Source organism: Pseudomonas sp. ML2-2023-3, assembly GCF_037055275.1.
Classification (GTDB): Bacteria; Pseudomonadota; Gammaproteobacteria; order Pseudomonadales; family Pseudomonadaceae; genus Aquipseudomonas.
In genome coordinates, this window is the sequence record NZ_CP146343.1 from 774,911 (window position 1) to 799,311 (window position 24,401).

General features: G+C 59.3%; 26 protein-coding genes and 1 pseudogene. 11 read left to right on the forward strand and 16 right to left on the reverse strand.

The features are described 5' to 3' along the window. Window positions 1-81 precede the first annotated feature (81 nt). The 6 genes from V6P94_RS03495 to V6P94_RS03520 form a co-directional block, all read right to left on the reverse strand. Complete coding sequence (locus tag V6P94_RS03495) at window positions 82-3,144, reverse strand: efflux RND transporter permease subunit (RefSeq protein ID WP_133075012.1); 3,063 nt, start codon at window positions 3,142-3,144, stop codon at window positions 82-84. Then, complete coding sequence (locus V6P94_RS03500) at window positions 3,141-4,208, reverse strand: efflux RND transporter periplasmic adaptor subunit (RefSeq protein WP_326398836.1); 1,068 nt, start codon at window positions 4,206-4,208, stop codon at window positions 3,141-3,143. Before V6P94_RS03500 ends, V6P94_RS03495 begins: the two co-directional genes overlap by 4 nt. Next, window positions 4,205-5,296, reverse strand: a complete 1,092-nt coding sequence (locus V6P94_RS03505; protein ID WP_133075014.1) for an efflux RND transporter periplasmic adaptor subunit — start codon at window positions 5,294-5,296, stop codon at window positions 4,205-4,207. Before V6P94_RS03505 ends, V6P94_RS03500 begins: the two co-directional genes overlap by 4 nt. Before the next feature lie 148 nt (window positions 5,297-5,444). Continuing rightward, complete coding sequence (locus V6P94_RS03510) at window positions 5,445-6,227, reverse strand: MetQ/NlpA family ABC transporter substrate-binding protein (protein WP_133075015.1); 783 nt, start codon at window positions 6,225-6,227, stop codon at window positions 5,445-5,447. Between the two features lie 134 nt (window positions 6,228-6,361). Beyond that, the gene (locus V6P94_RS03515) at window positions 6,362-7,270 is read right to left on the reverse strand and encodes a sigma 54-interacting transcriptional regulator (protein ID WP_133075016.1); all 909 of its coding nucleotides are present in this window, start codon (window positions 7,268-7,270) and stop codon (window positions 6,362-6,364) included. A gap of 49 nt (window positions 7,271-7,319) precedes the next feature. Next, the gene (locus V6P94_RS03520; protein ID WP_133075017.1) at window positions 7,320-7,901 is read right to left on the reverse strand and encodes an alpha/beta hydrolase; all 582 of its coding nucleotides are present in this window, start codon (window positions 7,899-7,901) and stop codon (window positions 7,320-7,322) included. A gap of 121 nt (window positions 7,902-8,022) precedes the next feature. Here V6P94_RS03520 and V6P94_RS03525 point away from each other — a divergent pair, with 121 nt between their 5' ends. After that, window positions 8,023-8,502 (forward strand): DUF962 domain-containing protein, encoded by a 480-nt coding sequence (locus V6P94_RS03525; RefSeq protein WP_133075018.1) that lies wholly within the window; start codon window positions 8,023-8,025, stop codon window positions 8,500-8,502. A 108-nt stretch (window positions 8,503-8,610) separates the two neighbouring features. On the opposite strand, the gene V6P94_RS03530 is transcribed toward V6P94_RS03525, so the two are convergent. Together V6P94_RS03530 and V6P94_RS03535 are read right to left on the reverse strand one after the other, a co-directional pair. After that, complete coding sequence (locus V6P94_RS03530; RefSeq protein WP_133075019.1) at window positions 8,611-9,255, reverse strand: HAD family hydrolase; 645 nt, start codon at window positions 9,253-9,255, stop codon at window positions 8,611-8,613. 22 nt (window positions 9,256-9,277) lie between these two features. Next, window positions 9,278-9,826, reverse strand: coding sequence for a gamma carbonic anhydrase family protein (locus tag V6P94_RS03535; protein WP_133075020.1), 549 nt, complete (start codon window positions 9,824-9,826; stop codon window positions 9,278-9,280). Window positions 9,827-9,901: 75 nt separating this feature from the next. Between V6P94_RS03535 and prlC the strand changes: the two genes are divergently transcribed. After that, window positions 9,902-11,980, forward strand: coding sequence for an oligopeptidase A (prlC, locus tag V6P94_RS03540; RefSeq protein ID WP_219262002.1), 2,079 nt, complete (start codon window positions 9,902-9,904; stop codon window positions 11,978-11,980). Further along, window positions 11,977-12,255, forward strand: a complete 279-nt coding sequence (locus V6P94_RS03545) for a YheV family putative zinc ribbon protein (RefSeq protein ID WP_019828279.1) — start codon at window positions 11,977-11,979, stop codon at window positions 12,253-12,255. Before prlC ends, V6P94_RS03545 begins: the two co-directional genes overlap by 4 nt. 54 nt (window positions 12,256-12,309) lie before the next feature. Here V6P94_RS03545 and V6P94_RS03550 read toward each other — a convergent pair whose 3' ends face one another. From V6P94_RS03550 to oscA, 5 genes are all read right to left on the reverse strand, one after another. Beyond that, complete coding sequence (locus V6P94_RS03550; RefSeq protein WP_133075022.1) at window positions 12,310-13,290, reverse strand: sulfate/molybdate ABC transporter ATP-binding protein; 981 nt, start codon at window positions 13,288-13,290, stop codon at window positions 12,310-12,312. Window positions 13,291-13,293: 3 nt separating this feature from the next. Next, window positions 13,294-14,166: a sulfate ABC transporter permease subunit CysW gene (cysW, locus tag V6P94_RS03555; protein ID WP_133075023.1), complete on the reverse strand. Its 873-nt coding sequence runs from the start codon at window positions 14,164-14,166 to the stop codon at window positions 13,294-13,296. A 13-nt stretch (window positions 14,167-14,179) separates the two neighbouring features. Further along, complete coding sequence (cysT, locus tag V6P94_RS03560) at window positions 14,180-14,998, reverse strand: sulfate ABC transporter permease subunit CysT (RefSeq protein WP_133075024.1); 819 nt, start codon at window positions 14,996-14,998, stop codon at window positions 14,180-14,182. Between the two features lie 90 nt (window positions 14,999-15,088). Continuing rightward, window positions 15,089-16,102 carry a sulfate ABC transporter substrate-binding protein gene (locus tag V6P94_RS03565; RefSeq protein ID WP_133075025.1) on the reverse strand — a complete coding sequence of 338 codons (1,014 nt, stop codon included), beginning with the start codon at window positions 16,100-16,102 and terminating at the stop codon, window positions 15,089-15,091. A 68-nt stretch (window positions 16,103-16,170) separates the two neighbouring features. Further along, window positions 16,171-16,353 carry a sulfur starvation response protein OscA gene (gene oscA, locus V6P94_RS03570; protein ID WP_016782652.1) on the reverse strand — a complete coding sequence of 61 codons (183 nt, stop codon included), beginning with the start codon at window positions 16,351-16,353 and terminating at the stop codon, window positions 16,171-16,173. Between the two features lie 331 nt (window positions 16,354-16,684). On the opposite strand from oscA, the gene V6P94_RS03575 reads away from it, so the two are divergent. Both V6P94_RS03575 and V6P94_RS03580 read left to right on the forward strand, forming a co-directional pair. Then, window positions 16,685-16,933, forward strand: a complete 249-nt coding sequence (locus V6P94_RS03575) for a TIGR02647 family protein (protein ID WP_019828271.1) — start codon at window positions 16,685-16,687, stop codon at window positions 16,931-16,933. Window positions 16,934-17,098: 165 nt separating this feature from the next. Further along, window positions 17,099-18,358 (forward strand): annotated as a pseudogene (locus V6P94_RS03580) (class I adenylate cyclase); the annotation flags it as partial. Between the two features lie 13 nt (window positions 18,359-18,371). Here the strand turns inward: V6P94_RS03580 and rnk are convergent. The 3 genes from rnk to cyaY form a co-directional block, all read right to left on the reverse strand. Next, a complete protein-coding gene (gene rnk, locus V6P94_RS03585; protein ID WP_133075027.1) occupies window positions 18,372-18,785 on the reverse strand; it encodes a nucleoside diphosphate kinase regulator in 414 nt (137 codons plus the stop codon). Window positions 18,786-18,966: 181 nt separating this feature from the next. Then, a complete protein-coding gene (locus tag V6P94_RS03590) occupies window positions 18,967-19,218 on the reverse strand; it encodes a DUF1289 domain-containing protein (protein WP_219262039.1) in 252 nt (83 codons plus the stop codon). Next, window positions 19,215-19,547, reverse strand: a complete 333-nt coding sequence (gene cyaY / locus V6P94_RS03595; RefSeq protein WP_133075029.1) for an iron donor protein CyaY — start codon at window positions 19,545-19,547, stop codon at window positions 19,215-19,217. The genes V6P94_RS03590 and cyaY overlap by 4 nt, the downstream gene beginning before the upstream one ends. A 203-nt stretch (window positions 19,548-19,750) precedes the next feature. Between cyaY and V6P94_RS03600 the strand changes: the two genes are divergently transcribed. From V6P94_RS03600 to V6P94_RS03625, 6 genes are read left to right on the forward strand one after another with little or no spacing between them, the layout of a single operon-like run. Next, a complete protein-coding gene (locus V6P94_RS03600; RefSeq protein WP_133075030.1) occupies window positions 19,751-19,906 on the forward strand; it encodes an LPS translocon maturation chaperone LptM in 156 nt (51 codons plus the stop codon). A 9-nt stretch (window positions 19,907-19,915) separates the two neighbouring features. Then, entirely contained in the window at window positions 19,916-21,163 is a 1,248-nt protein-coding gene (lysA, locus tag V6P94_RS03605) for a diaminopimelate decarboxylase (RefSeq protein WP_133075031.1), read from the forward strand. A 4-nt stretch (window positions 21,164-21,167) separates the two neighbouring features. Continuing rightward, window positions 21,168-21,998 carry a diaminopimelate epimerase gene (gene dapF, locus V6P94_RS03610; protein ID WP_133075032.1) on the forward strand — a complete coding sequence of 277 codons (831 nt, stop codon included), beginning with the start codon at window positions 21,168-21,170 and terminating at the stop codon, window positions 21,996-21,998. Between the two features lie 13 nt (window positions 21,999-22,011). Beyond that, window positions 22,012-22,728 carry a DUF484 family protein gene (locus V6P94_RS03615; protein WP_133075033.1) on the forward strand — a complete coding sequence of 239 codons (717 nt, stop codon included), beginning with the start codon at window positions 22,012-22,014 and terminating at the stop codon, window positions 22,726-22,728. Further along, on the forward strand, window positions 22,729-23,625 hold the full coding sequence (xerC, locus tag V6P94_RS03620; RefSeq protein ID WP_133075034.1) for a tyrosine recombinase XerC: 897 nt from the start codon (window positions 22,729-22,731) through the stop codon (window positions 23,623-23,625). It abuts the gene before it with no gap. Continuing rightward, complete coding sequence (locus V6P94_RS03625; protein ID WP_133075035.1) at window positions 23,622-24,308, forward strand: HAD family hydrolase; 687 nt, start codon at window positions 23,622-23,624, stop codon at window positions 24,306-24,308. Before xerC ends, V6P94_RS03625 begins: the two co-directional genes overlap by 4 nt. The last annotated feature ends 93 nt before the right edge of the window (window positions 24,309-24,401 follow it).

The following is a 24,401-nucleotide window of genomic DNA, read 5'->3' on the forward strand; positions in this document are numbered from 1 at the left end:
TTGCTCGCGACAGGAATGACGCGGTTTACCGGGTAAACCGCGCCGTCTCAATCGCGGGCAAGCCCGCTCCCACAGGGGTCATCAAACATGGGCTGGCGGCGGCTCTTTGTTCTCCTTGATCTTGTACGAGGCCACATACAGCGCTGGCAGGAACAGCAGCGTGAGTAAGGTGGCCGACAGGATGCCGCCAATCATGGCGTAAGCCATTGGTCCCCAGAACACGTCGCGGGCAATCGGGATCATCCCCAGGCTGGCCGCCGCTGCAGTCAGCAGGATCGGTCGGCGACGGTGCTGGGTGGCTTGCATCACGGCATGCCACGGGTCATAGCCGTCGCGCTCGTACTGGTCGATCTGGGTCACCAGAATCACCGAGTTGCGCACGATGATGCCCACCAGCGCCAAAATCCCCAGAATCGCCACAAAGCCCATCGGCGTCCCGGTGGGCACCAGCGCCAGCACCACCCCGATCAACCCCAGCGGCGCCACACTCACCACCAGGAACATCTTCTTCACGCTTTGCAGCTGGATCATCAGGAAGGTGGCCATCAGGAACAGCATCAACGGCACCACCTTGGCGATCGGGCCCTGGGCCTTGGCGCTTTGTTCCACCGTACCGCCGGTTTGCAAGGTGTAGCCCTGGGGCAGGCTTTCGGCGAACTTGTCGATCTCAGGCTTGAGTTGCGCCACCAGGTCGGTCGGTTGCATCGAGCCACGCACCGAGGCCTTGAGGGTCAGGGTGGGGATCCGGTCCCGGCTCCATATCAACGGTTGCTCCAGCTCGTAACGTACCGTGGCAAAGGCCAGGAGCGGAATCGAAGTGCCGCTGGGGGTGGTGATCTGCAGGTTGAGCAGGGTTTCAGGGGTGCCGCGCTCACTGCTGTTGGCCCGCCCGACGATGTTGACCAGGTAGATGTTGTCCTTGACCTGGCTGATGGCGGCACCGCTGACGATGCTGTTCATCACATGGGCCACGTCCTCGGACGACAGTCCGAACTGGCGGGCCTTGTCCTGAGCAATATCGATGCGCAAGACCTTGCCGGGTTCGTTCCAGTTGAAAATGGTTTCGCCGACGTTGGGGTTGGCGTCGAGCACGGTGGCCAGGTCGATCGAATACTTGCGCACCAGGTCGATGTTTTTGCCGCTGACCCGGTACTGCAGCGGTTGCCCCACCGGAGGCCCCAGTTCCAGGGTATGGACGAAGCTGCCGACCCCCACGAACTCTTCGCGCAGACGCTTGTTGAGACGCTCCATCAAGGCGTCGCGGCTATCAAGTCCGGTACTGACGATGACCAGTTGGGCGTAGAAGGGGTTTTGCAGTTGCTGGTCCAGCGGCAGGTAGAAACGGATTGCACCTTCGCCGATGTACGAGCTCCAGCGCACGATATCCGGATCGCCCTTGAGTGACTCTTCAAACCGCTGGGTAACTTTGAGGGTTTCCTGAATCGAAGCGTTTTGCGGCAAGTTCAGGTCGACCAGGATTTCGGGGCGATCGGATGCCGGGAAAAACTGGTTCTGCACCAGCCCCATGCCGAACACCGACAGCACAAACATCAGCACCGTGGCGCCGATGGTCCACCAGCGATTACGCATGCACCACAGCAGGGCAGTGTTGAAAGCCCGGGCCAGGCGCCCGGGTTCTTCGGACTTGGGTTTAACCTTGGCACTCAGGATATGCACACCCAGCACTGGCGCGAACAGTACGGCCACCACCCACGACACCAGCATCGCCACGGCAATCACCGCGAACAGGGTGAAGGTGTATTCCCCCGCCGAGCTGTTGTTCAGACCGATGGGAACGAAACCTGCAACCGTCACCAGGGTGCCGGTCAACATCGGGAAGGCCGTGGAGTGATAGGCAAAGGTGGCGGCCTGCTCCTTGGTTTCCCCCAGTTCGAGGCGCGTGATCATCATCTCCACCGTGATCATCGCGTCATCCACCAGCAGGCCCAAGGCGATGATCAGTGCACCCAGCGACACCCGCTGCATGGCAATGCCGGTGAATTCCATAAACACGAACACCAGCGCCAGTACCAGCGGGATCGAGATCGCCACCACCAGGCCGGCTCGCAGGCCCAGGCTGATGAAACTCACCGCCAGCACGATGACCACGGCTTCAAACAGCGCACTGGTGAAGCCGCTCACGGCTTCTTCAACCACCTGCGCCTGATCGGACACCATGTGTACGCCCACCCCCACCGGCAACTCTGCGGTCAGTTCATCGATGCGCTCCTGCAGTTGCTTGCCGAACTCCTGAATGTTGCCGCCATCAATCATGGCGATTGCCAGACCAATGGCGGGCTTGCCGTTGTAATGAAACATGGGGGCCGCCGGGTCAACGTAGCCCCGGGTGATGTCGGCGATGTCGGCCAGGCGGTAAAAACGGTCGTTGACCCGCAGGTTCACCGCGGCCAGGTCTTCAACACTGTGGAACTGCCCCGAGGTACGCACCGACATGCGTTCGGGACCCGCTTCGATGACCCCCGCAGGGGTAACGGCGTTCTGGGCTTGCAGGCTTTCCAGTATTTGCTGTTGATCAAGGCCCAGCGCTGCCAGCTTGCGGGTCGAAAAATCCAGGTAGAAGGTTTCTTCCTGCTCGCCAATGGTCATCACCTTGCCGCGATTGGGTACATCGCGAATGCCGGTGCGAACCTGCTCCACGTAATCGCGCAGCTGGCGCATGGTGAAGCCGTCGCCGGTGAAGGCGAAGATGGTGCCGTAGACATCACCGAACTCATCGTCGAACCCCGGGCCTTGAATGCCCTGGGGGAAGTCGCCGCGAATGTCGCCGATTTTCTTGCGCACCTCGTACCAGATATTCGGGATGGCATCGGCCTTGGTGGTGTCCTTGAGGAACACAAACACCGTGGACTCGCCAGGGCGGGTATAGCTTTGCACGTAGTCGAGGGAATCCAGCTCCTCGAGCTTTTTCTCGATGCGGTCGGTGATTTGCAACCGGGTTTCATCGACCGTGGCGCCGGGCCAGCGGGTCTGGATCACCATGGTTTTGATGGCAAAGGACGGGTCTTCGGCCCGGCCCAGATTGATGTACGAGAAAATCCCGGCGACCACCGCCACAAACATCAGATACCAGACGAATGACTGATGTTTCAGGGCCCACTCGGACAGGTTGAACTTCCCATTCATTGCGAGCTTTCCTTATCGAGTCTGACTTTCTGCCCAGGGGTAAGGCTATGCACGCCTGCACTGACCACCATGTCGCCGGTTTTGATGCCGCCAGATAACAACACGCTTTTTGCATCGCGCCGCAGAACCGTAACGTCACGGGGGCTGACGGTCTGGGTTGCGGCGTCGATGATCCACACGCGGGTGTGGCTGTCGGTTTCCTGCATGGCGGTCAGTGGCAGTTGAAAGTGCTCGGCGGTCGGGCTGCTGACGGTCACGCTGACCGAGCTGCCAAGTCGAAACGCCGCCGGGGTCGAGTCCAGTGTCAGGCGGGTGCGTCGTGTGCGGGTTGCACTGTCGGCCTGTGGAGCGATTTCGCGGATATGGGCGCTGGTGTTGATGTTCGGGTCGAGCTGGCCGGCAACGCGGAACTCGATGCCTTTGGGCAACGCCTCGGCCAGCGGTCCCGGCAGGTCGATCACCGCCTCTTTGATTTCAGGTCGCGCCAGGGTGACGACTTCCTGGCCGATGCTTACCACTTGCCCGGCCTCGGCCTGCCATTGCGTGATCACGGCGTCATGGTCGGCGCGCAGGTTGCAGTAACCGAGCTGATCCTGGGCCTGATTCACCGCCGCCTGTGCCTGTTGCACCGAGGCCTGGGTGGTCTTGAGGTCGGCTTGTGCCGTGTCCAGTTGGGCCTGGGCGCCCACACCACGGTCGAACAGCTCTTGCTGGCGGCGGGCGTTGGCTTTGGCGTTGATCAATTGCGCTTGTACCTTGGCCAGGTCGCCCTGTGCCGAACGCAACTGATTTTGCTGATCGGTGGGGTCGAGGTTGGCCAGAATGTCGCCCTGTTTGACCACCGTTCCCACGTCGTAATAACGGCGCACGATGCGCCCCGGCACACGAAAGCCCAGGGTACTTTCGTAGCGGGCTTCGATATTGCCGGCAAAGCGTCCCAGATCTTGCGCCAGCTCTGGCTGTGCCACCACATACAGTGCGGGCCGAATGGGTTCGGGGGGCTGTTTTTCAGAGCATCCCGCCAGCAGTGCGGCGGCCAAGGGCATCATCCACAAACGCCTCATAGTTGAACTCCCTGGGCTGGAGTGGGGACGATTTCAACCTTCATGCCGGGGTGTAGCAATTGCCCGCCTGCGACCACGACTTTTTCTCCATCCTTGAGCCCTTCGCTGACGATGACGCTGCCGGTCAGGTAGCGCCCGACCTTGACCCGCTGCAGGCGCACGTTGTTTTGTTCGTCGGCGATCCATACGGCGGGCTCGCTGATGTCCTTGGTCAGGGCTGACCACGGCAACTCAATGCTGGGGCTGGAGGGCGGGGTCAGGTTGACGCTGACAATCGAACCCAGGTCCATGCCTTTGGGCAGTGCATCCAGTTGCACCTTTATTTGCAGCGTGCCGCTTTGTGCCGCCACGGTGGGGGTGATTTCGCGGATCTGGCCGTTGACCTTGATCGCCGGATTACTCAAGAGCGTGACCTGAACCGTGGGGTCCTTGGGCGGCTCGATAAACAGCGATTCGTACACGTTGAACACCGCATCCCTTGCACCATCGCGAGCCAGGGTGAATATCGGCATGGTGGCCTGCACCACTTGGCCTACCTCGGCCTGGCGCGCCGTAATAATGCCGGGCGCCTCGGCTTCAAGATTGCTGTAGCTCAATTGTTCACGGGCGTTGGCCAACTGCGCCTGGGCAGCAGTCAAGGCACTTTTGGCGCTGAGCTGGGCGGCGTTGGCAGCGTCGTATTCGCTTTGGCTGGTGTAGCCTTTTGGCAGCAGCTTTTGCTGGCGAATAAATGCAGCACGGGTTTGCACCACTTGTGCCTGTTGCGCATTGACGCTGGCCTGGGCGGTTTCGACCTGGATCTTCAGGTCCTTGGGGTCGAGGCGGGCGAGCACCTGATGAGCCTGGATGTGGTCCCCCACGTCCACCTTGCGCTCGATGATCTTGCCGCCCACGCGAAATGACAGCTGGGTTTCGATCCGGGCCTGAATATCACCGCTGAGTTGAATGGGCGCAGCGAACGCTCGAGTGCTCACCTGCTGCACATACACCCTTGGGGACAAAGGCTCCTTAGGGCCCTCTTTGCCGCACGCGGTGAGAAACGCCAACAGGCTCAAGCCCAAAATGCCCGTGTTCAGTGGACCTGCCATGCAAGCTCCTTTGCGTGATGCCGATTAACATGCGGATACGGGTGATAGCGTAGAACAGGGTTTTCAGTCTGTGGGACTCAATGTTCCGACAAATAAAAACGCCGACGCTATATAAGCCGTCGGCGTTTTCAGTGGAACGTGTGCTTGATCAGAACGCTGGCAGCACCGCGCCTTTGTATTTTTCAGCGATAAAGGCTTTTACTTCCGGGCTGGTCAGGGCTTTGGCCAGCTTCTGGATGGCCGGGCTGTCCTTGTTGTCCGGACGGGCTACCAGGAAGTTCACGTACGGTGAGTCAGCACCTTCGATGATCAGTGCGTCGGTGGCCGGGTTCAGGCCAGCTTCCAGCGCGTAGTTGGTGTTGATCATGTCCAGGTCGACCTGGTCCAGTACCCGTGGCAGCAGTGCCGACTCAAGCTCTTTGAACTTGAAGTTGTGCGGGTTCTTGGCGATGTCTTTTGGGGTGGACACAGCGTTGGTCGGGTCTTTGAGTTCGATCAGGCCGGCCTTTTGCAGCAGGATCAACGCACGACCGCTGTTGCTGCCTTCGTTAGGGATGGCGATGGTTGCGCCGTCTTTAAGCTCGGACAGGTGTTTGATTTTTTTCGAGTAGCCGCCAAACGGTTCAACGTGAACGCCGATCACGGTTTGCAGATTGGTGCCTTTGCCTTTATTAAAGCTTTCGAGGTAAGGCAGGGTCTGGAAGTAGTTGGCATCCAGGTGTTTCTCGGCAACCTGGACGTTAGGTTGCACGTAGTCGGTGAACACTTTGATTTCCAGATCCACGCCTTCTTTGGCGAGGGTCGGTTTGATCAGCTCAAGGATTTCGGCGTGGGGAACAGGGGTGGCAGCCACCACCAGTTTTTCGCCAGCCTGTGCCAGGCCTGCCGTCAGAGCAGCCGCCAATGCGGTAAACAACAGAACCTTTTTCATGCAATACCCTTAAGTGTGTGACCGTTCGCAGGACGGTTTTATTGGAAGACGAAACAGACAATACCGAGATTCTTTATTCCAGAACAATAACTTTTATTCAGCTTGTTATGCCTTTTTGTTCACTTGAGTTTTATTCAGCTCAAGGCCTGTGGGAGCAATTGCTTGATTGCCGCCAACTCCTGTCCTGTCGCCCCCTTGATAAACAGCTCAATCTGGCTCAGTGCGTCGGGCAGGTTCAGGTGCTCGGGCTGGATCTCGTCGCCGGTGCTGACCAACAGCGCAAAATGAATCACGTTTTCCAGCTCCCGGGTGTTGCCCGGCCAGCTATAGCGCTCAAGCACCCGCTGCGCGCCGTCGCTGATAAACGGTACGGGCAGGTTCAGGCGCTGGCTGTAGATGCCTAAAAAGTATTCGGCCAGCGACAGGATGTCACCGGGCCGTTCGCGCAAGGCGGGTAACTCCAGCCTTCCTTCGCTGAGGTAGTGATACAGCCGCTCGTGGAATTTGCCGGCACTGACCGCCTGCGCCAGATCGATGCTGGTGGCCGCCACCAGGCGCACGTCCACAGGGCTGGGTTGATGAGCGCCTACGCGAGTGACTTCGTGGGTTTCCAGAGCCGCCAGCAGCTTGATCTGAATCGCCAGGGGCAAGTCGCCAATTTCGTCCAGATACAGGGTGCCGCCATTGGCCGAGCCAAACCAGCCGGCGCGGCTGCTGGCCGAACTGTTGTGTGCTCCGGCGGCATAGCCGAACAGTTCGGCGTCTGCGTAGGTGGGGCTGATCGCGCCGCAGTTGACCGACACGAACAAGCCGGTGCGATCGCTGGCGCGGTGGATATGCCGGGCCAGCAGTTCCTTGCCGCTGCCGGTTTCGCCACGAATCAACACCGGTAGCGCACGGGGCGCCAACAGTTCCAGATCGTTGCGCAGTGTGCGTGAGCGAGGGTCGACAAACACCAGCGCCTTGGCGCGAATGCTCAGCGGGCTTTTTTCCGCGTCGGGAAAGGTCAGCAATGGCTGGCCAAAAGTTTCATGCAGGCTCATGACAGGCTCCCACCCGCAGCCGTTGGGTGGGCGCGGGCGTTTCAGAAATTCATGCTCGGCGCAGGGCACCGTGCTCGATGCGGGTTTGCAGGCGGTACAAAAAGGCGAAGCCTTGCTCCCAGCGCTGGTGTCCGGATTTGACGTTGATATGCCCCGCGCCGCTGATCACGCCAATTTCGGCGCCCCACTGGCGGGCGAACTCCATCGCCCGTGGCGCACTGACCGCCCCATCGTTATCCGAGGTGACAATCTGGCTGGGGAACGGCAAAGGCTGGCTCGGGATAGGGGCAAAGTTGCGCAAGGCGGGCGCACAGGCGGGACGTTCGACATCTGCCGGGGCCACCAGCAACGCGCCGCGCACTTGGCCAAGCAGGCTTTCTGGCGCACGCTCGGCCCAATGGGCTACCGTGATGCAACCCAGGCTGTGGGCAATCAGAATCACGGGGGTGCTGTCGGCGGCAATGGCTTCGGCCAAGGCAGCGATCCAGTCTTCGCGTCGAGGCGTGAGCCAGTCGGCCTGCTCCACCCGGGCACTGTTCGGTAAGCTGTTTTGCCAGTGGGTTTGCCAATGATCGTCGGACGAACCTTGCCAGCCCGGCACTATCAAATAGCGAATCGAATCGTTGCCCATGGGTCTGCGCCTCCAGCGGTATGTGTGTTACCGAGTCAGTATAGGGACGGTTTTTAGATTCGCTAAGGAATAAGAAGCTATTTGTTTATAACCAAAAATAAGATAGTGAGGGTTCTGCACCATGAAAAGCCTGGTCGACCATCTGAGCCAATATGCGGCCTATCACCGTGATCCGCACAATATCGCCACCCATTTCGTGGGTATTCCGCTGATTGTGATTGCCGTGGCGACGCTGCTATCGCGTCCGCAATGGGCAGGTATTTCCCCGGCGGTGCTGGTGATGCTGGCCAGCGCGGTGTTTTATCTGCGCCTTGAGCTGCGTCTGGGGGTGTTGATGACGGTGCTGCTGGGGTTGAGCGTCTGGCTGGGGCACACGCTGGCGGCGTTGAGCACCGCCGCCTGGCTGGGCTGGGGCGTGGGTTTATTTGTCGTGGGCTGGGTGTTCCAGTTTGTGGGGCATTACTACGAGGGGCGTAAACCGGCGTTTATCGATGACGTGACCGGGCTGATCGTGGGGCCGCTGTTTGTGGTGGTGGAGCTGGGTTTTCTGCTGGGCTGGCGCGAAGATTTGCGCCGCGCGATCGAACTGCGCAGAGCATAGGTAGTCGCTGCCAAAGGCTGCGAAGAGGGGCGCAGTCCGCCGTTTCCCTGAGATCCATGCAGATCCCCTCGCAGCCTTCGTACCTCGTCAGCGACTACCCGTCCGGGGTTACTTGAACGCCTGATGCAGCTGCGCCAGCGTTTCAAAGTGGTATTTGGGCGCAAACGAGTTCAGTTCTTCGAAACTCCCAAAGCCATAACCCACAGCCGCTGCGTCCATGCCGTTGTCGCGGGCACCGATCAAATCGTGCTTGCGGTCGCCGATCATCAGGGTCTGGGCGGGGTCCAGTCCTTGCTCGCTGATCAAGTGAGCAATCAGCTCGACCTTGTTGGTGCGGGTGCCATCCAGTTCACTGCCGTAAATCACGTTGAAGTACTTGGCGAAGTCAAAGTGACGGGCGATTTCACGGGCATACACATGGGGTTTTGACGTGGCGATAAACAGTTGGCGACCCTGTGCCACCAGCTCTTCAAGCAAGGGTGTGACACCCTCGAATACGTGGTTTTCATACAACCCGGTCACGGCAAAACGCTCGCGGTAGAACCCCATCGCTTCCCACGCCTTTGCCTCGTCAAAGCCATAGGTGGCCATGAACTGCTGCAACAGCGGCGGCCCGATAAAGTGTTCAAGCCGGGTGAGGTCAGGCTCGTCAATGCCCAGCTTGCCCAGGCCGAACTGGATCGAACGGGTGATGCCTTCCCGTGGGTCGGTCAGGGTGCCGTCAAGGTCGAACAATACGTTTTGGTAATGCATGCAGAGCTCCAGAATAGGTGACTTAAACGGGCTGGTCGTAGCCTTCGGCCAAATGCTGGTCCTTGAGCTTTACGTAATTGCCCGCGCTGTAGGTGAAGAAGGCTTTTTCTTTTTCGGTCAGTTCGCGCACCTGTTTGACCGGGCTGCCCACATACAGAAAACCGCTGGCCAGTCGCTTGCCCGGTGGCACCAGGCTGCCTGCACCAACGATCACGTCGTCTTCAATAATGGCGCCGTCCATCACGATGCTGCCCATGCCGATCAGGATCCGGTTTCCCACGTGACAGCCGTGCAGCATGACTTTGTGGGCGATGGTCACGTCATCGCCGATCAGCAGCGGGAAACCCTCGGGGTTGAACGGGCCTGCGTGGGTGATGTGGAGCACGCAGCCGTCTTGAACGCTGGTGCGTGCACCGATGCGGATGCGGTGCATGTCGCCGCGAATCACGGTCAGCGGCCAGATAGAACTGTCGTCGCCGATCTCGACGTCGCCGATCACCACTGCCGAGCGGTCAACAAAGGCGCGCTCGCCCAGGGTCGGTGTGTGCTGCTGGAACGGACGAATGGACACGAATAGCTTCCTTCTTTAGCAGTGATAGCGGGGCTGATTGCTGCGCAGTGCGTCGATTGTAATTAAGATGGCCCAATGTTTCTTCAAGCCAAGGTGCCAAACGTGAGCGAGAACAACCCTCTTTTGCAGCCCTACGACCTGCCGCCGTTCTCGGCGATCCGTCCTGAGCACGTACAGCCGGCCATCGAACAGATCCTCGCCGACAACCGTGTCGGCATTCAAAACATCCTCAAAGACCAGGGCCAGAACCCGACATGGGCGGGTCTGGTGTTGGCAATGGATGAGCTGAATGACCGACTGGGCGCGGCCTGGAGCCCGGTCAGCCACCTTAACGCGGTGTGCAACAGCAGCGAGCTGCGTGAAGCCTATGAGGCTTGCTTGCCTGCCTTGAGCGCCTATTCCACCGAGATGGGCCAGAACCGCGAACTGTTCCAGGCTTTCGAAGCGTTGGCCCACAGCCCGCAAGTGGCTGGTTTCGACCAGGCGCAAAAAACCATTCTTGAGCATTCGCTGCGTGACTTCCGCCTGTCGGGTATTGACCTGCCGGAGGCTGAGCAAAAGCGTTATGCCGAAGTCCAGAGCAAACTGTCGGAGCTGGGCAGCAAGTTCTCCAACCAGTTGCTGGACGCGACCCAGGCCTGGACCAAGCACATCACCGATGAAGCCGCACTGGCGGGCCTGACCGATTCGGCCAAGGCGCAAATGGCCGCTGCTGCACAGGCCAAAGGCCTGGATGGCTGGCTGATCAGTCTGGAGTTCCCGAGCTACTTCCCGGTCATGACCTACGCACAGGACCGCGCCCTGCGCGAAGAAGTCTATGCCGCGTATTGCACCCGGGCGTCAGATCAAGGCCCGAATGCCGGCAAGTTCGACAACGGCCCGGTCATGGAAGAAATCCTCGACCTGCGTCAGGAACTGGCAAAACTTTTGGGTTTTGGCAGCTTTGCAGAGCTGAGCCTGGCCACCAAAATGGCCGAGACACCGGATCAGGTGCTGACCTTCCTGCGGGATCTGGCCAAGCGCAGCAAGCCATTTGCCGCTCGTGACCTTGAGCAGCTGCAAGCGTACGCCGCCGAGCAAGGCACCCCGGAGCTTAAAAGCTGGGACACAGGCTTCTTCGGCGAAAAACTGCGCGAGCAGCGCTACAGCGTGTCGCAAGAGGCACTGCGTGCCTACTTCCCGATCGACAAGGTACTGGGCGGCCTGTTTGCCATTGTGCAGAAGTTGTACGGGATCGAGATTGCCGAGATCAAAGGCTTCGACACCTGGCACCCGGATGTTCGCCTGTTCGAAATCAAGGAAAACGGCCAGCACATCGGGCGCTTCTTCTTTGACCTCTATGCCCGTGCCAACAAGCGCGGCGGTGCCTGGATGGACGGCGCCCGCGACCGTCGTCGCACGGCAGCCGGCACGCTGCAAAGCCCGGTGGCGAACCTTGTGTGCAACTTCACCCCGGCGGTTGCGGGCAAGCCTGCGCTGTTGACCCACGATGAAGTGACCACCCTGTTCCACGAGTTCGGCCACGGCTTGCACCACATGCTGACCGAAATCGAACACGCGGGCGTATCGGGCATCAACGGCGTGGCCTGGGATGCGGTCGAGTTGCCGAGCCAGTTCATGGAAAACTGGTGCTGGGAGCCTGAAGGCCTGGCGCTGATTTCCAGCCATTACGAAACCGGCGAAGCATTGCCCAAAGACCTGCTGGACAAGATGCTCGCCGCCAAGAACTTCCAGTCCGGGCTGATGATGGTTCGCCAGCTGGAGTTCTCCCTGTTCGACTTCGAGTTGCACGCCACCCACGGTGACGGTCGCAGTGTGGCGCAGGTGCTGGACGGCATCCGCGACGAGGTTTCGGTCATGCGCCCACCGGCGTACAACCGCTTCCCCAACAGCTTTGCGCATATTTTTGCCGGTGGTTACGCAGCGGGTTACTACAGCTACAAGTGGGCTGAAGTGCTGTCGGCCGATGCGTTCTCGCGCTTTGAAGAAGAAGGCGTATTCAACCCGCACACGGGCAAGGCGTTCCGTCAGGCGATTCTGGCCCGTGGCGGTTCGAAGGCTCCAATGGAGCTGTTCAAGGACTTCCGTGGTCGTGAGCCGTCGATTGACGCGCTGTTGCGCCACAGCGGCCTGACTGAGGATTCGGCGGCATGAGTGATGCACCTGTGAATGTGACCAAAAAACGCTTTATCGCCGGGGCTGTCTGCCCGGCGTGCAGCGAGCCCGACAAGTTGATGATGTGGAACGAAGACGAAGTGCCGCACCGCGAGTGTGTGGCCTGCGGTTATTCGGATACGTTGAATGAACAAGGTTTGTCGGTGCCCAAGGAATTGGGTACGCGGGTCAATGTTTCGGCGTTGAAAAAAGCACCGGACCCTAAAGTGCAGGCGGTGCAGTTTTTTCCGAATCCGAAGCTGAAAAAGCCTTAGATCCACTCTGAAACTGTGGGAGCGAGCAAGCCCGCTCCCACAAGGGCAGTGGGCTTACGCCTTTTGCCATACCTTCGGCTTGAAGAACAGCGTCTCGCCGCGCGCCAGATTGGTCAGGCTGTCGTGGTCCTTGACCACTTCAACTTCGATCAACTCGCTTTGCCCTTCAACTTTCAGTGTCACCCGGGTGGTCGCGCCCAATGGGCGGATGTCGCGTACCTGCGCGGCATGGTGGTCTTCGATCTCGTGACGGGACAACGACACTTCGTGCGGACGGAACAGCAGGTGCTGATCTTCACCGATGTGCAGGCGGTTGGAGTCGCCCAGGAAGTGGTAAACAAAATCGCTGGCCGGGTTTTCGTAGACTTCGCCCGGTGAGCCGATCTGCTCGATCACGCCCTTGTTCATCACCACGATACGGTCGGCCACTTCCATGGCTTCTTCCTGGTCGTGGGTCACGAATACCGAGGTCAGGTTGATGTCTTCGTGCAGGCGCGCCAACCAGCGGCGCAGCTCTTTACGGACCTTGGCGTCCAGCGCGCCGAACGGTTCGTCCAGCAGCAGTACCTTGGGTTCTACGGCCAGTGCGCGGGCCAGGGCGATACGCTGGCGCTGACCGCCTGAGAGCTGCTCAGGGTAGCGATCCGACAACCAGTCCAGTTGCACCATGTTCAGCAGTTCGTGGACTTTTTCGGCGATGCGGGTTTCGCTCGGGCGTTCCTTTTTCGGCTTCATGCGCAGGCCGAAAGCGACGTTGTCGAACACCGTCATGTGGCGGAACAACGCGTAATGCTGGAACACAAAACCGACGTTACGATCACGCACGTCGTGCCCCGAGACGTCTTCACCGTGGAACACGATGTTGCCTTCGTCCGGGGTTTCCAGGCCGGCGATGATGCGCAGCAAGGTGGTTTTGCCGCAGCCCGACGGGCCGAGCAGGGCGACCAGTTCGCCGCTGTGGATATCCAGGTTGATGCTGTTCAGCGCCTTGAAGGCGTTGAAGTTCTTGCTGACGTTACGGACTTCGATCGACATGGTTTATTCCTCCGCGGCGCTGGCGCGCAGGCGGTTAATACGGGATTCGCTCCACTGCTTAAGCAGCAGGATGAAGAGCGCCATAATCAGCAACAGGGTCGCCACAGCGAAGGCGGCAACGTGGTTGTATTCGTTGTAGAGGATCTCGACGTGCAACGGCAGCGTGTTGGTCACCCCGCGAATGTGCCCGGAAACCACCGACACCGCACCGAACTCACCCATCGCCCGTGCAGTACACAGCACCACGCCGTAGATCAGGCCCCATTTGATATTGGGTACGGTCACGTGCCAGAACATTTGCCAGCCGTTGGCGCCCAGCAGGCGTGCGGCTTCTTCTTCCTGGGTGCCCTGCTCCTGCATCAGCGGGATCAGTTCACGGGCCACGAACGGTACGGTGACGAAGATGGTTGCCAGCACGATGCCCGGCAAGGCGAAGACGATCTGGATGTCGTGCTCTTGCAGCCACTTGCCGAAGAAGCCCTGGGCGCCAAACATCAGCACGTAGACCAGACCGGCGATCACCGGCGAGACCGAGAACGGCAGGTCGATCAGCGTGACCAGGATGCTTTTGCCGCGAAAGCTGTATTTGCTCACGCACCAGGCCGCGCTGACGCCGAATACCACGTTCAGCGGAACGGAAATCACCACCGCAATGATGGTGAGCTTCAGGGCTGACAAGGCGTCGGGTTCGATGATGGCGTCGACGAACGTGCCGATCCCCATTTTCAAGCCCTGGGACACCACGATCAGCAGCGGCAGCAGCAGGAACAGGATGAAAAACAACCAGCCGAAACCGATCAGCAGGCGCCGTGACGTCGGGCTCCCCCGGCGGGCGGCGTTGGCTACGGATGAGGCACTTGGTGTTGAACTGGACATGGTCAGGCCTCCTTCACGGTTTTTCGATGCGGCGCTGAATCAAGTTGATGATCAGCAGCAAAATGAAGGAAACCACCAGCATCATCACGCCAATGGCCGTGGCACCGGTGTAGTCGTATTGGTCCAGCTTGACCATGATCAGCAACGGCAGGATTTCGGTTTTGAACGGCATGTTACCGGCGATGAAAATCACCGAGCCGTACTCACCGACACCCCGGGCAAACGCCAGGGCAAAGCCGGTCAGCCAGGCGGGTAGCAGGGCTGGCACCAGAATGTAGCGGAACACCTGCAGCGGCTTGGCGCCCAGGCAGGCAGCCGCTTCTTCGATTTCTCGCGGAATATCGGCCAGTACCGGCTGCACCGTACGCACCACAAACGGCAGGGTGACGAAGGTCAGTGCCAGGGTGATACCCATCGGGGTGTAGGCGATCTTGAAGCCCAGGTCGGTGGCGAACTGGCCAATCCAGCCGTTGGGAGCGTACAGGGCGGTCAGGGCGATACCGGCGACGGCGGTCGGCAGGGCAAACGGCAGGTCGATCATGGCGTCGATGACCTTGCGTCCCGGGAAGGTATAACGCACCAGCACCCAGGCCAGCACGGTGCCGATGATGCCGTTGATGATGGCCGCGACAAAGGCTGTACCAAAGCTCAGTTGCAGCGCAGCCAGCACCCGTGGAGCGGTGATGATGGCCCAGAACTGGTCCCAGGTCAGTTGAGCGGCATGCACGAACATCGCCGCCAGTGGAATGAGCACAATCAGGCTGAGGTACACCAAGGTGTAGCCCAGCGTCAGCCCGAAGCCGGGTATGACGGGGGAGATACGACGCGACATAAAAGTCCTTGGGTTAACGCACGAGGCCCGCAACCAATTGCGGGCCTGATGTTCTAGCTTTAAGCGTGGCCCGAAGGCCCGCCCCGCAGGTTATTGCGCCTGGTAAATCTGGTCGAACACGCCGCCGTCATTAAAGAATTTCGGCTGCGCAGTTTTCCAGCCACCGAAGTCTTTGTCGATAGTCACCAGTTCCAGTTTCGGAAATTGTTTGGCGTATTTGGCAGCAACGGCCGCGTCACGTGGACGGTAGAAGTTCTTCGCCGCGATTTCCTGGCCAGCCGGGCTGTAGAGGTGTTCCAGGTAGGCTTTGGCGATTTCGGAGTTGCCTTTTTTCTCGGCGTTTTTGTCGACTACAGCCACCGGTGGTTCAGCCAGAATCGACAGCGAAGGCACGACGATATCGAACTTGTCACCGCCACCGTCTTCCTTGAGTGCCAGGAACGCTTCGTTTTCCCAGGCCAGCAACACGTCACCCTGACCGTTGTTGACGAAGGTAATGGTCGAACCTCGTGCGCCGGTATCCAGCACGGGTACGTGTTTGAACAGCTCTTTTACGTATTCTTTGGCTTTTTCCTCGTTACCACCGTTGGCTTTAAGGCCGTAGGCGTATGCCGCAAGGAAGTTCCAGCGAGCGCCGCCGCTGGTTTTAGGGTTCGGGGTAATGACCGATACGCCTTCTTTGGTCAGGTCGCCCCAGTCCTTGATGCCTTTAGGGTTGCCCTTGCGTACCAGGAACACGATGGTCGAGGTGTACGGGGTGCTGGCGTCCGGCAGGCGGGTTTGCCAGTTTTCCGGCAGCGAGCCTTTGTTGATTTTGGCAATTTCGTCAATGTCACCGGCCAGGGCCAGGGTCACGACGTCGGCACGCAGGCCGTCGATCACGCCGCGAGCCTGTTTGCCCGAGCCGCCGTGGGATTGCTGGATTTTGACGTTATCGCCGGGGTGGCTGGCTTTCCAGAAGTGGGTGAATTCGGTGTTGTAATCCTGGTACAGCTCGCGAGTCGGATCGTAGGAAACGTTGAGCAACTCATAATCTTTGGCTACAGCGGAGCCAGCAAAAATGGCACTGGCCAGCGCGGCCAAAGCGTAACGGCGTAGGGACATAGGTGAGGCTCCAAAGCTTCTTCTAGTTTTTTTATGAGGCGCACTCGCGTGAATGCGCTTTCTATTGATCAGGCGTTTTTTTGACTCGGGTTTTGCAGACGGAATTTTTCTTTACGTTCGATCTGAACCACTTGAGCGTTGTGCACAGTGATTTCAACAGCACCAAAGCGCAGGTCTCGCAGCGCGCTCTGGATTTCCCGAAGGATGGTTGCTTCGTCCTGGCCGTCAACGCTACGCAGAGATGCGCTCATGGTGCTGCTCCTGAAAATATGGGTGCCGACAGGGTTGCTGGCGTAGGGCAATAGTAGTGAGGCAGGGATATTCTTAAAAATACTATTTAAGAATGTTTATATAACTGAAAGCTCAAAACGGTCCCGTCGTAGTAGTCGCTGCCGAGGCACGAAGGCTGCGAGCGCTTAAAAATCAATAGCTCGCAGCCTTCGTGCCTCGGCAGCGACTACACTCCAACTGCCTTATAACGACAGGCTGTTTTATAAAGGTGGGAACTGTCACTGGACAGTCAGCGCGAGTGCGATCACCTTAGAGCGGCTGTCGTCTTTTCCTGCATAGTCTGGAGTCTTTATGTCGTTTACCCCTGAGTTGGTTGCCGAACTGGAAGTCCTTGCACTGTTTGACTTGGAAAGTACCCTTGAGGGCCTGAAGATCCATCAACACGCGGCACCCGAAAAAGTGGCTGCTGCACGTCGTTTGTATGACAAGAAGCTCATTGACCAACCCGATGGCGGTTACCTGACTAGCCTGGGCCGTGATGCTGCTCAGAGTGTTCAAGTACTGCTGACAATTCTTGTAGAGTCCAAAGAAATCGCCTGACGCCACGCCGCGCCCTCGGGATCTGAACGACCAATGATTCCGCGGGCACACTTCTTCGCGCAGTAAAATTCTGACCTCAAACACCCATTCCTTCTGAGTCTTTGATACGGCGGGCTGTAGACTCCCACTCCCTTTTGTCTTGTGGCGAGCCGGTCTGAGCGTGAAATGACGTGCCCTCCTGAAACACTCCCCATGCCGAGCGATGGAGTCGAGCGACAGACTCTCCTGCAACTTCGTGGGCGGTTTCTCACCGTCAATCAGGGTCGCATGGCCCGTGCAATGGAAGGCCTTGCACCCCATCAGCAATCGCTGCTGAGGCTGTTGGCGCTGTGTTTTCACGTGAATCACCCGCTGTTGCCCGGCTATGTTTCGGACTGCACCCCGGCCGGGGTGTCGGGCTATGAACCTGACGCCTCCACCCTTGGCGCAGCGCAGCAACTGATCCGGGACTTTTCCTGCAGCACGGGCCGCGCCTGCGCTTCAAAACCGATTCATGGGCTTTTTTTGATGGGCAGTCTGGGGACTTTGGCCCAGACCGATCAAAGCGATATGGACGTGTGGATTTGTCTGGGGCCGGACTTGAGCGACATGGCGGTGGCGGCGTTGCGCAAAAAATGTCGACGGCTGGAAGTCTGGGCGGCAAGCCTGGGGGTTGAAGCGCATTTTTTTCTGATTGATGCGCAGCGTTTCGCCCAGGGCGAATGTGACTCCCAACCGAGCAACGACGGGAGTGCAGAGCCTCGCAACAGGTTGTTGCTGGATGAGTTTTATCGCACCGCTATCTGGCTCGCGGGGCGTACGCCGATGTGGTGGTGGGTGCCGGCATATCAGGAGGCTCGCTACGCCGAATGTGCCCAAGGGCTATTGGCCAATGACGTTGTGGGTCACGATGAAACCATTGATCTCGGGCACCTGGCGCAGATTGCCCCCGCAGAACTGCTGGGCGCCGGGCTGTGGCAATTGTTCAAGGGCATTGAGTCGCCGTACAAGTCAGTGCTCAAGCTGTTGCTGGTCGAGGTGTATGCCAGCGAGCACCCACGGGTGAACTGTCTGAGTATGGGGTTCAAGAAGAGGGTGTACGCCGATCGGCTCGACCTTGATGAGCTGGACCCCTACGTGGTGGTGTACCGGCGAATCGAGCAGTACCTGCAGGGGCGCGGCGAGTTGCAGCGTCTGGAACTGGTTCGCCGCAGCCTGTACCTGAAGGTCGGCCACACGCTGAGCAGTGGCGCGACGGGTATGCAGTGGCAGCGGTTGCTGCTGCAGCGCCTGACCCGCGAGTGGGGCTGGGATGAGCAGCAATTGGCAATGCTCGACAATCGCTCGCAGTGGGGGGCGCAGCAGGTCAGTCATGAGCTGCGGGCTTTGGCCCGTGAGCTGAGTGTCAGCTACCGGTCCTTGTGCACGTTTGCCCGCGACGAGAGGCCATCAACCAAACTTAAGCGTTGAAGTCACTTGCGGCTTTTGGCTGGTATTCAACTTCAAGCAGTTCCAGTTTCAGGGTTTTGCCGCCTGGAGCTGGCCAGTTGATGTGTTGACCGACCTGCAAACCCAGCAGTGCGCTGCCGACAGGGGCCAGAATCGAAACCTTGCCTTCGTCGGCGTTGGCGTCTTTCGGGTACACCAATGTCAGGCGGTAGTCCTTGCCACTGCTTTCTTCGCGGCAGTGCACACGCGAATTCATGGTCACAACACCAGCAGGCACCTCTTCGTGGCCGACGATGGTTTCGGCGCGATCGAGTTCGGCTTGCAATGCCTCAATGCCAGGAGTCGTTTCTGGCAAGCTGTCGATGAGTTGCTCCAGACGCTGTACGTCCAGGCGAGTGAGGATGAGTGGGGTTGGGGTGCTCATGACCTGGCAGACTCCTTTTTTCTGCACGAAAAAGCAAAACCCCGCCGGAAAATGGCGGGGTTTTGACGAACCTCGTTAGTGCGAGGCGTACCCGGACACTACCACAGCAAAATAAATACACAAGCCATGCCAAATCCCGTAGTCGCTGCCGCAGGCGGGGAAGGGTTGCGCAGCAACCCGTTTACCCAAGCGCCCTGCAAATCCCTTCGCAGCCTTCGGCGGCGGCTACACGTTGCCGGGCCTGTTCACAAATGACCCGGCGCCGCTGGTCGTCTGCCGAACGCCATTCGCGAATATCTTCGACGTGCCGAAAACAGCCCAGGCAGACTTTGTGTTCATCCAGCCGGCAGGTGCTGATGCAGGGGGACGGCACTGCCGGACTGACGTTGCTGTAGAGCGGTTTTGCAGGTTTAACAGGAGCGGTCACTATCAGATCTCTTCAAATTCCAGCTCGGCGCCAGCGTGTTCCAGTGTCAGGCGTTGAACCATTTCGCTGAGCAGTTCGTCGGTTTTGTCGCACTTCCACGAGCTGCGCTTTTCATCGTAGTCGAAGTGGAAACCGCCGTTGGGAGCAGCCAGCCAGAGCTGTAGCACGGGTGCCTGACGGCTGAAGATCAGGGCTTTGCCATTCTCGAATTTGATCGTCAGGATTCCCGCGGAATTCTCCACATCTACATCCAGATCACAGTCGTCGAAGATGTCTTCCAGATTTTCCTGGGTGGCATCGACCAGATCGTGAAAACGGGCTTCAGTCAAACTCATGGTGGAACCTCGTAATATCTAGTCATGCTCGGAGCTCGCAAGATACGGGCGCTCCAGGCCGATTGCAAACCCCATGACAGCCTTGTGCCAACCACCACTGATCATCCAGACAGGGCGTTACGCTCGGCCGCTCTGCTGCATAGGCAAGCTGGTGGGTGCTCGGTATACTCGGGCGCAATTAATGCTTTTCAAAGGATTTCGCCATGAAGCGCCTGATCTCTTCTCTTGCTGCGCTCGTCGCGGTCGCCTGCCTTGTTTCTGCCTGTGGTCAAAAAGGACCGCTGTATCTGCCCGATGACAGCAAATCCCCTGAAGACCAAGCGAAGTCGTCGCAATCGCAATCGCACAAGCACCAATAAGGGAACACCATGGACGCTTTTAATTACCGGGACGGCGAGCTGTTCGCCGAAGGTGTTGCGCTGACGGCCATTGCCGAGCGTTTTGGCACGCCGACTTACGTTTACTCCCGGGCGCACATCGAAGCGCAATACAACGCTTACGCCGATGCTCTGGACGGCACGCCGCACCTGGTGTGTTTCGCCGTCAAGGCCAACTCCAACCTGGGTGTTCTCAATGTCCTGGCGCGTTTGGGTGCCGGTTTTGACATCGTTTCCCGTGGCGAGCTGGAACGTGTGCTGGCTGCAGGCGGTTCGGCCGACAAGATCGTGTTTTCGGGTGTAGGCAAGACCCGTGACGACATGCGTCGCGCCCTGGAAGTGGGCGTGCACTGCTTCAACGTCGAGTCCACCGACGAGCTTGAGCGCCTGCAGGTCGTGGCCGCCGAAATGGGTGTTCGTGCGCCGATTTCTCTGCGCGTGAACCCGGACGTTGATGCGGGCACGCACCCGTACATCTCCACCGGCCTCAAGGAAAACAAGTTCGGTATTGCCATCGCTGACGCCGAGGATGTCTACATCCGCGCCGCGCAGTTGCCTAACCTGGAAGTGGTCGGCGTCGATTGCCATATCGGCTCGCAACTGACCACCCTCGAACCCTTTATCGATGCCCTGGACCGTTTGTTGGCCCTGATCGATCGCTTGGGCGATTGCGGCATTTACCTGCGTCACATCGACTTGGGTGGCGGCCTGGGCGTGCGCTATCGCGATGAAGAGCCGCCTCTGGCTGGCGATTACATCAAGGCCGTGCGCGAACGTATCGATGGGCGCGATCTGGCGCTGGTGTTCGAACCAGGCCGCTTTATCGTGGCCAACGCGGGCGTGCTGTTGACTCAGGTCGAGTACCTCAAGCACACCGAGCACAAAGACTTTGCCATCGTCGATGCGGCGATGAACGACCTGATTCGTCCGGCGTTGTACCAGGCCTGGATGGACGTGACCGCGGTTCGTCCGCGTGACACCGAGGCTCGCAACTACGACATCGTCGGCCCGATCTGCGAAACCGGCGACTTCCTGGCCAAGGACCGCCAACTGGCACTGGCTGAAGGCGATCTGCTGGCAGTGCATTCGGCCGGTGCTTATGGCTTTGTCATGAGTTCGAACTACAACACCCGTGGCCGCGCCGCCGAAGTTCTGGTGGATGGCGATCAGGCGTTTGAAGTACGTCGTCGCGAGACCGTAGCCGAGTTGTTTGCTGGCGAAAGCCTGCTGGCGGAGTAAACCCATGTTGCTGCGTTTTACCAAAATGCACGGCCTGGGCAATGATTTCATGGTTCTCGACCTGGTCAGCCAGCACGCGCATATCCTGCCCAAGCACGCCAAGCAATGGGGTGATCGGCACACGGGCGTCGGTTTTGATCAACTGCTGCTGGTTGAGGCGCCGAGCAACCCGGAAGTTGATTTCCGTTACCGGATCTTCAACTCCGACGGTTCGGAAGTTGAGCAATGCGGCAACGGGGCGCGCTGTTTTGCGCGTTTCGTGCTCGACAAGCGCTTGACCACCAAGCGTCAGTTCAAGGTCGAAACCAAAGGCGGCATCATCGAACTGAACGTGCGCAGTGATGGGCAAATCAGTGTCGATATGGGACCTCCGCGCCTGATTCCGGCCGAGATCCCGTTTGTTGCCGACGCTCAGGCGCTGAGCTACGAACTGGATGTCGACGGCCAGACCGTTGAGCTGGCGGCCGTGTCGATGGGCAATCCCCATGCGGTGCTGCGTGTCGACGATATCAACGCTGCGCCGGTGCATGAGCTGGGGCCAAAAATTGAACATCACCCGCGCTTTCCGGCGCGGGTCAATGTCGGCTTTCTTCACGTGATTGATCGCCAGCGCGGACAGCTACGGGTCTGGGAACGCGGCGCCGGGGAAACCCAGGCGTGCGGTACCGGGGCGTGTGCCGCTGCTGTGGCTGCGATCAGCCAGGGCTGGATGGACTCACCGCTGATCCTCGATTTGCCGGGTGGCCGTTTGTCTCTCGAATGGGCTGGTCCCGGCCATTCAGTGATCATGACCGGCCCGGCGATGCGAGTTTACGAAGGACAAGTCCGTTTATGAGCGAGCGCAACTGATGACCGACAAAACGCAGCCTGCAGCACTCGAAGTACCTGTGGATAACTCGCAAGCAGCAATGGTTGCGGCGTATCTGCAGGAACATCCGGATTTTTTCGGCCAGCGCGAAGAGCTGCTGCTGTCGCTGCGTATTCCTCACCAGCGTGGCGATACGATTTCGCTGGTGGAGCGTCAACTGGAGTTGTTGCGTGGTCGTAACATCGAGATGCGTCATCGCTTGTCTCAGTTGATGGACGTGGCCCGCGACAACGACCGCCTCTTTGAAAAAACCCGTCGTCTTAACCTCGCCCTGATGGACGCCACCAGTCTCGATGAGCTGGTGATTGCCGTCGAAGACAGCTTGCGTCAGGACTTCCAGGTGCCTTTTGTCAGCCTGGTACTGTTCGGTGACAACCCGATGCCGGTCGGACGCTGGGTCAGCAGCGCCGATGCGCAACGTGCACTGGGTGGCTTGTTGACGGAAGGCAAGACGGTCAGCGGCAGCCTGCGTGAGCATGAGCTGGACTTCCTGTTTGGCGAAGATCAGCGCAAGCAGATCGGTTCGACGGCCGTAGTCGCGCTCAATCATCTGGGGTTGCACGGTGTACTGGCGATTGCCAGTCGCGATCCGCAGCACTACAAAAGCTCGGTGGGCACGCTGTTCCTCGGTTATATCGCCGAGGTGCTGGGCAGGGTTCTGCCGCGCTTTACCAACGCTTTGCGCTCGGTACGTTAGATGGAACGGCAACTGGACGCTTACTGCATTCACCTGCGCAGTGAGCGCCAGGTGTCGCCCCATACGCTTGAGGCCTACCGCCGCGACCTGAACAAGGTGCTGGCGTTTTGCGCCAAGGAGTCAATCGTCAGCTGGACGGCACTGGATATCCAGCGCATGCGCCAACTGGTTTCGCGTCTGCATCAGCAAGGTCAATCCTCGCGCAGCATTGCCCGTCTGTTGTCGGCGGTGCGCGGGCTTTATCACTATCTCAACCGAGAAGGCTTGTGCGACCACGACCCGGCAAACGGTCTGGCTCCACCCAAAGGCGAGCGCCGCCTGCCCAAGACCCTGGATACCGATCGTGCCCTGCAATTGCTGGAGGGGGGTGTCGAGGACGACTTTCTGGCGCTGCGGGACCAGGCCATTCTGGAGTTGTTCTATTCGTCGGGGCTGCGATTGTCGGAGTTGACCGGGCTTGACCTGGATCAGCTGGATTTGGCCGATGGGCTGGTCGAGGTGCTCGGCAAGGGCAGCAAGACCCGAGTTTTGCCCGTCGGTCAAAAGGCCCGAGAGGCGCTACAGGCCTGGTTGCCCTTGCGGGCACTGGCCAACCCCGGGGATGGCGCCGTGTTCGTCAGCCAGCGCGGTACACGCCTTGGGCCGCGGGCCATTCAAGTGCGGGTCAAGGCAGCCGGTGAGCGCGAGCTGGGGCAGAATCTGCACCCCCATATGCTGCGCCATTCATTTGCCAGCCACTTACTGGAGTCCTCCCAGGATTTGCGTGCCGTGCAAGAGTTGCTCGGGCATGCGGACATCAAAACCACGCAAATCTATACTCATCTGGATTTCCAGCATCTGGCATCGGTCTACGACAGCGCCCATCCACGGGCCAAACGCAGTAAGGACAGTGAATGACGATTGAGCTGATTACCTTCGACCTCGACGACACCCTGTGGGATACCGCCCCGGTGATTGTCAGCGCCGAAGCCGTTTTGCGTCAGTGGCTTGGCAATAACGCACCAAAACTGGGCGTCGTCGAGGTCGGGCATTTCCAGGCGATTCGCGAACGGGTGTTAAGTGAGGAGCCCCAGCTCAAGCACCGGATCAGCGCGCTGCGTCGGCGGATCCTGTTTCATGCGTTGAACGAAGCAGGTTACGTGAACGCAGCAGCCTTGGCTGATGACGCCTTTGAAGTCTTTATTGAGGCGCGTCACGCATTGGACGTGTTCCCGCAGGCTGAGCCGACCCTGATTGCACTGGCCCGTGATTACAGCTTGGGTGTGGTCACCAATGGCAACGCCGATGTGCGGCGAATCGGTTTGGGGCACCACTTCAAATTTGTGTTGTGTGCTGAAGATATCGGCATCGCCAAGCCGGATGCGCGACTGTTCCACGAAGCGTTGTTGCGCGGTGGTGTGGTAGCGGGTGCAGCGGTACACGTGGGCGACCATCCGGGGGACGACATCGCCGGTGCCCAACGGGCAGGCCTGCGAGCGGTGTGGTTCAACCCTGGCGGCAAGCACTGGGACGGCGAGAAGGCCCCGGATGCGGAAATTGGCTGCTTGAGTGAGTTGCCGGCGGTGTTGAAGCACTTGTAATTGTGGGGGCGGGCTTACCTGCATCGCGAGCAAGCCCGCTCCCACAGGGTCATGTCAGTCTTCTTTCCGTCACCCACAAAAAAACCCGCAGCG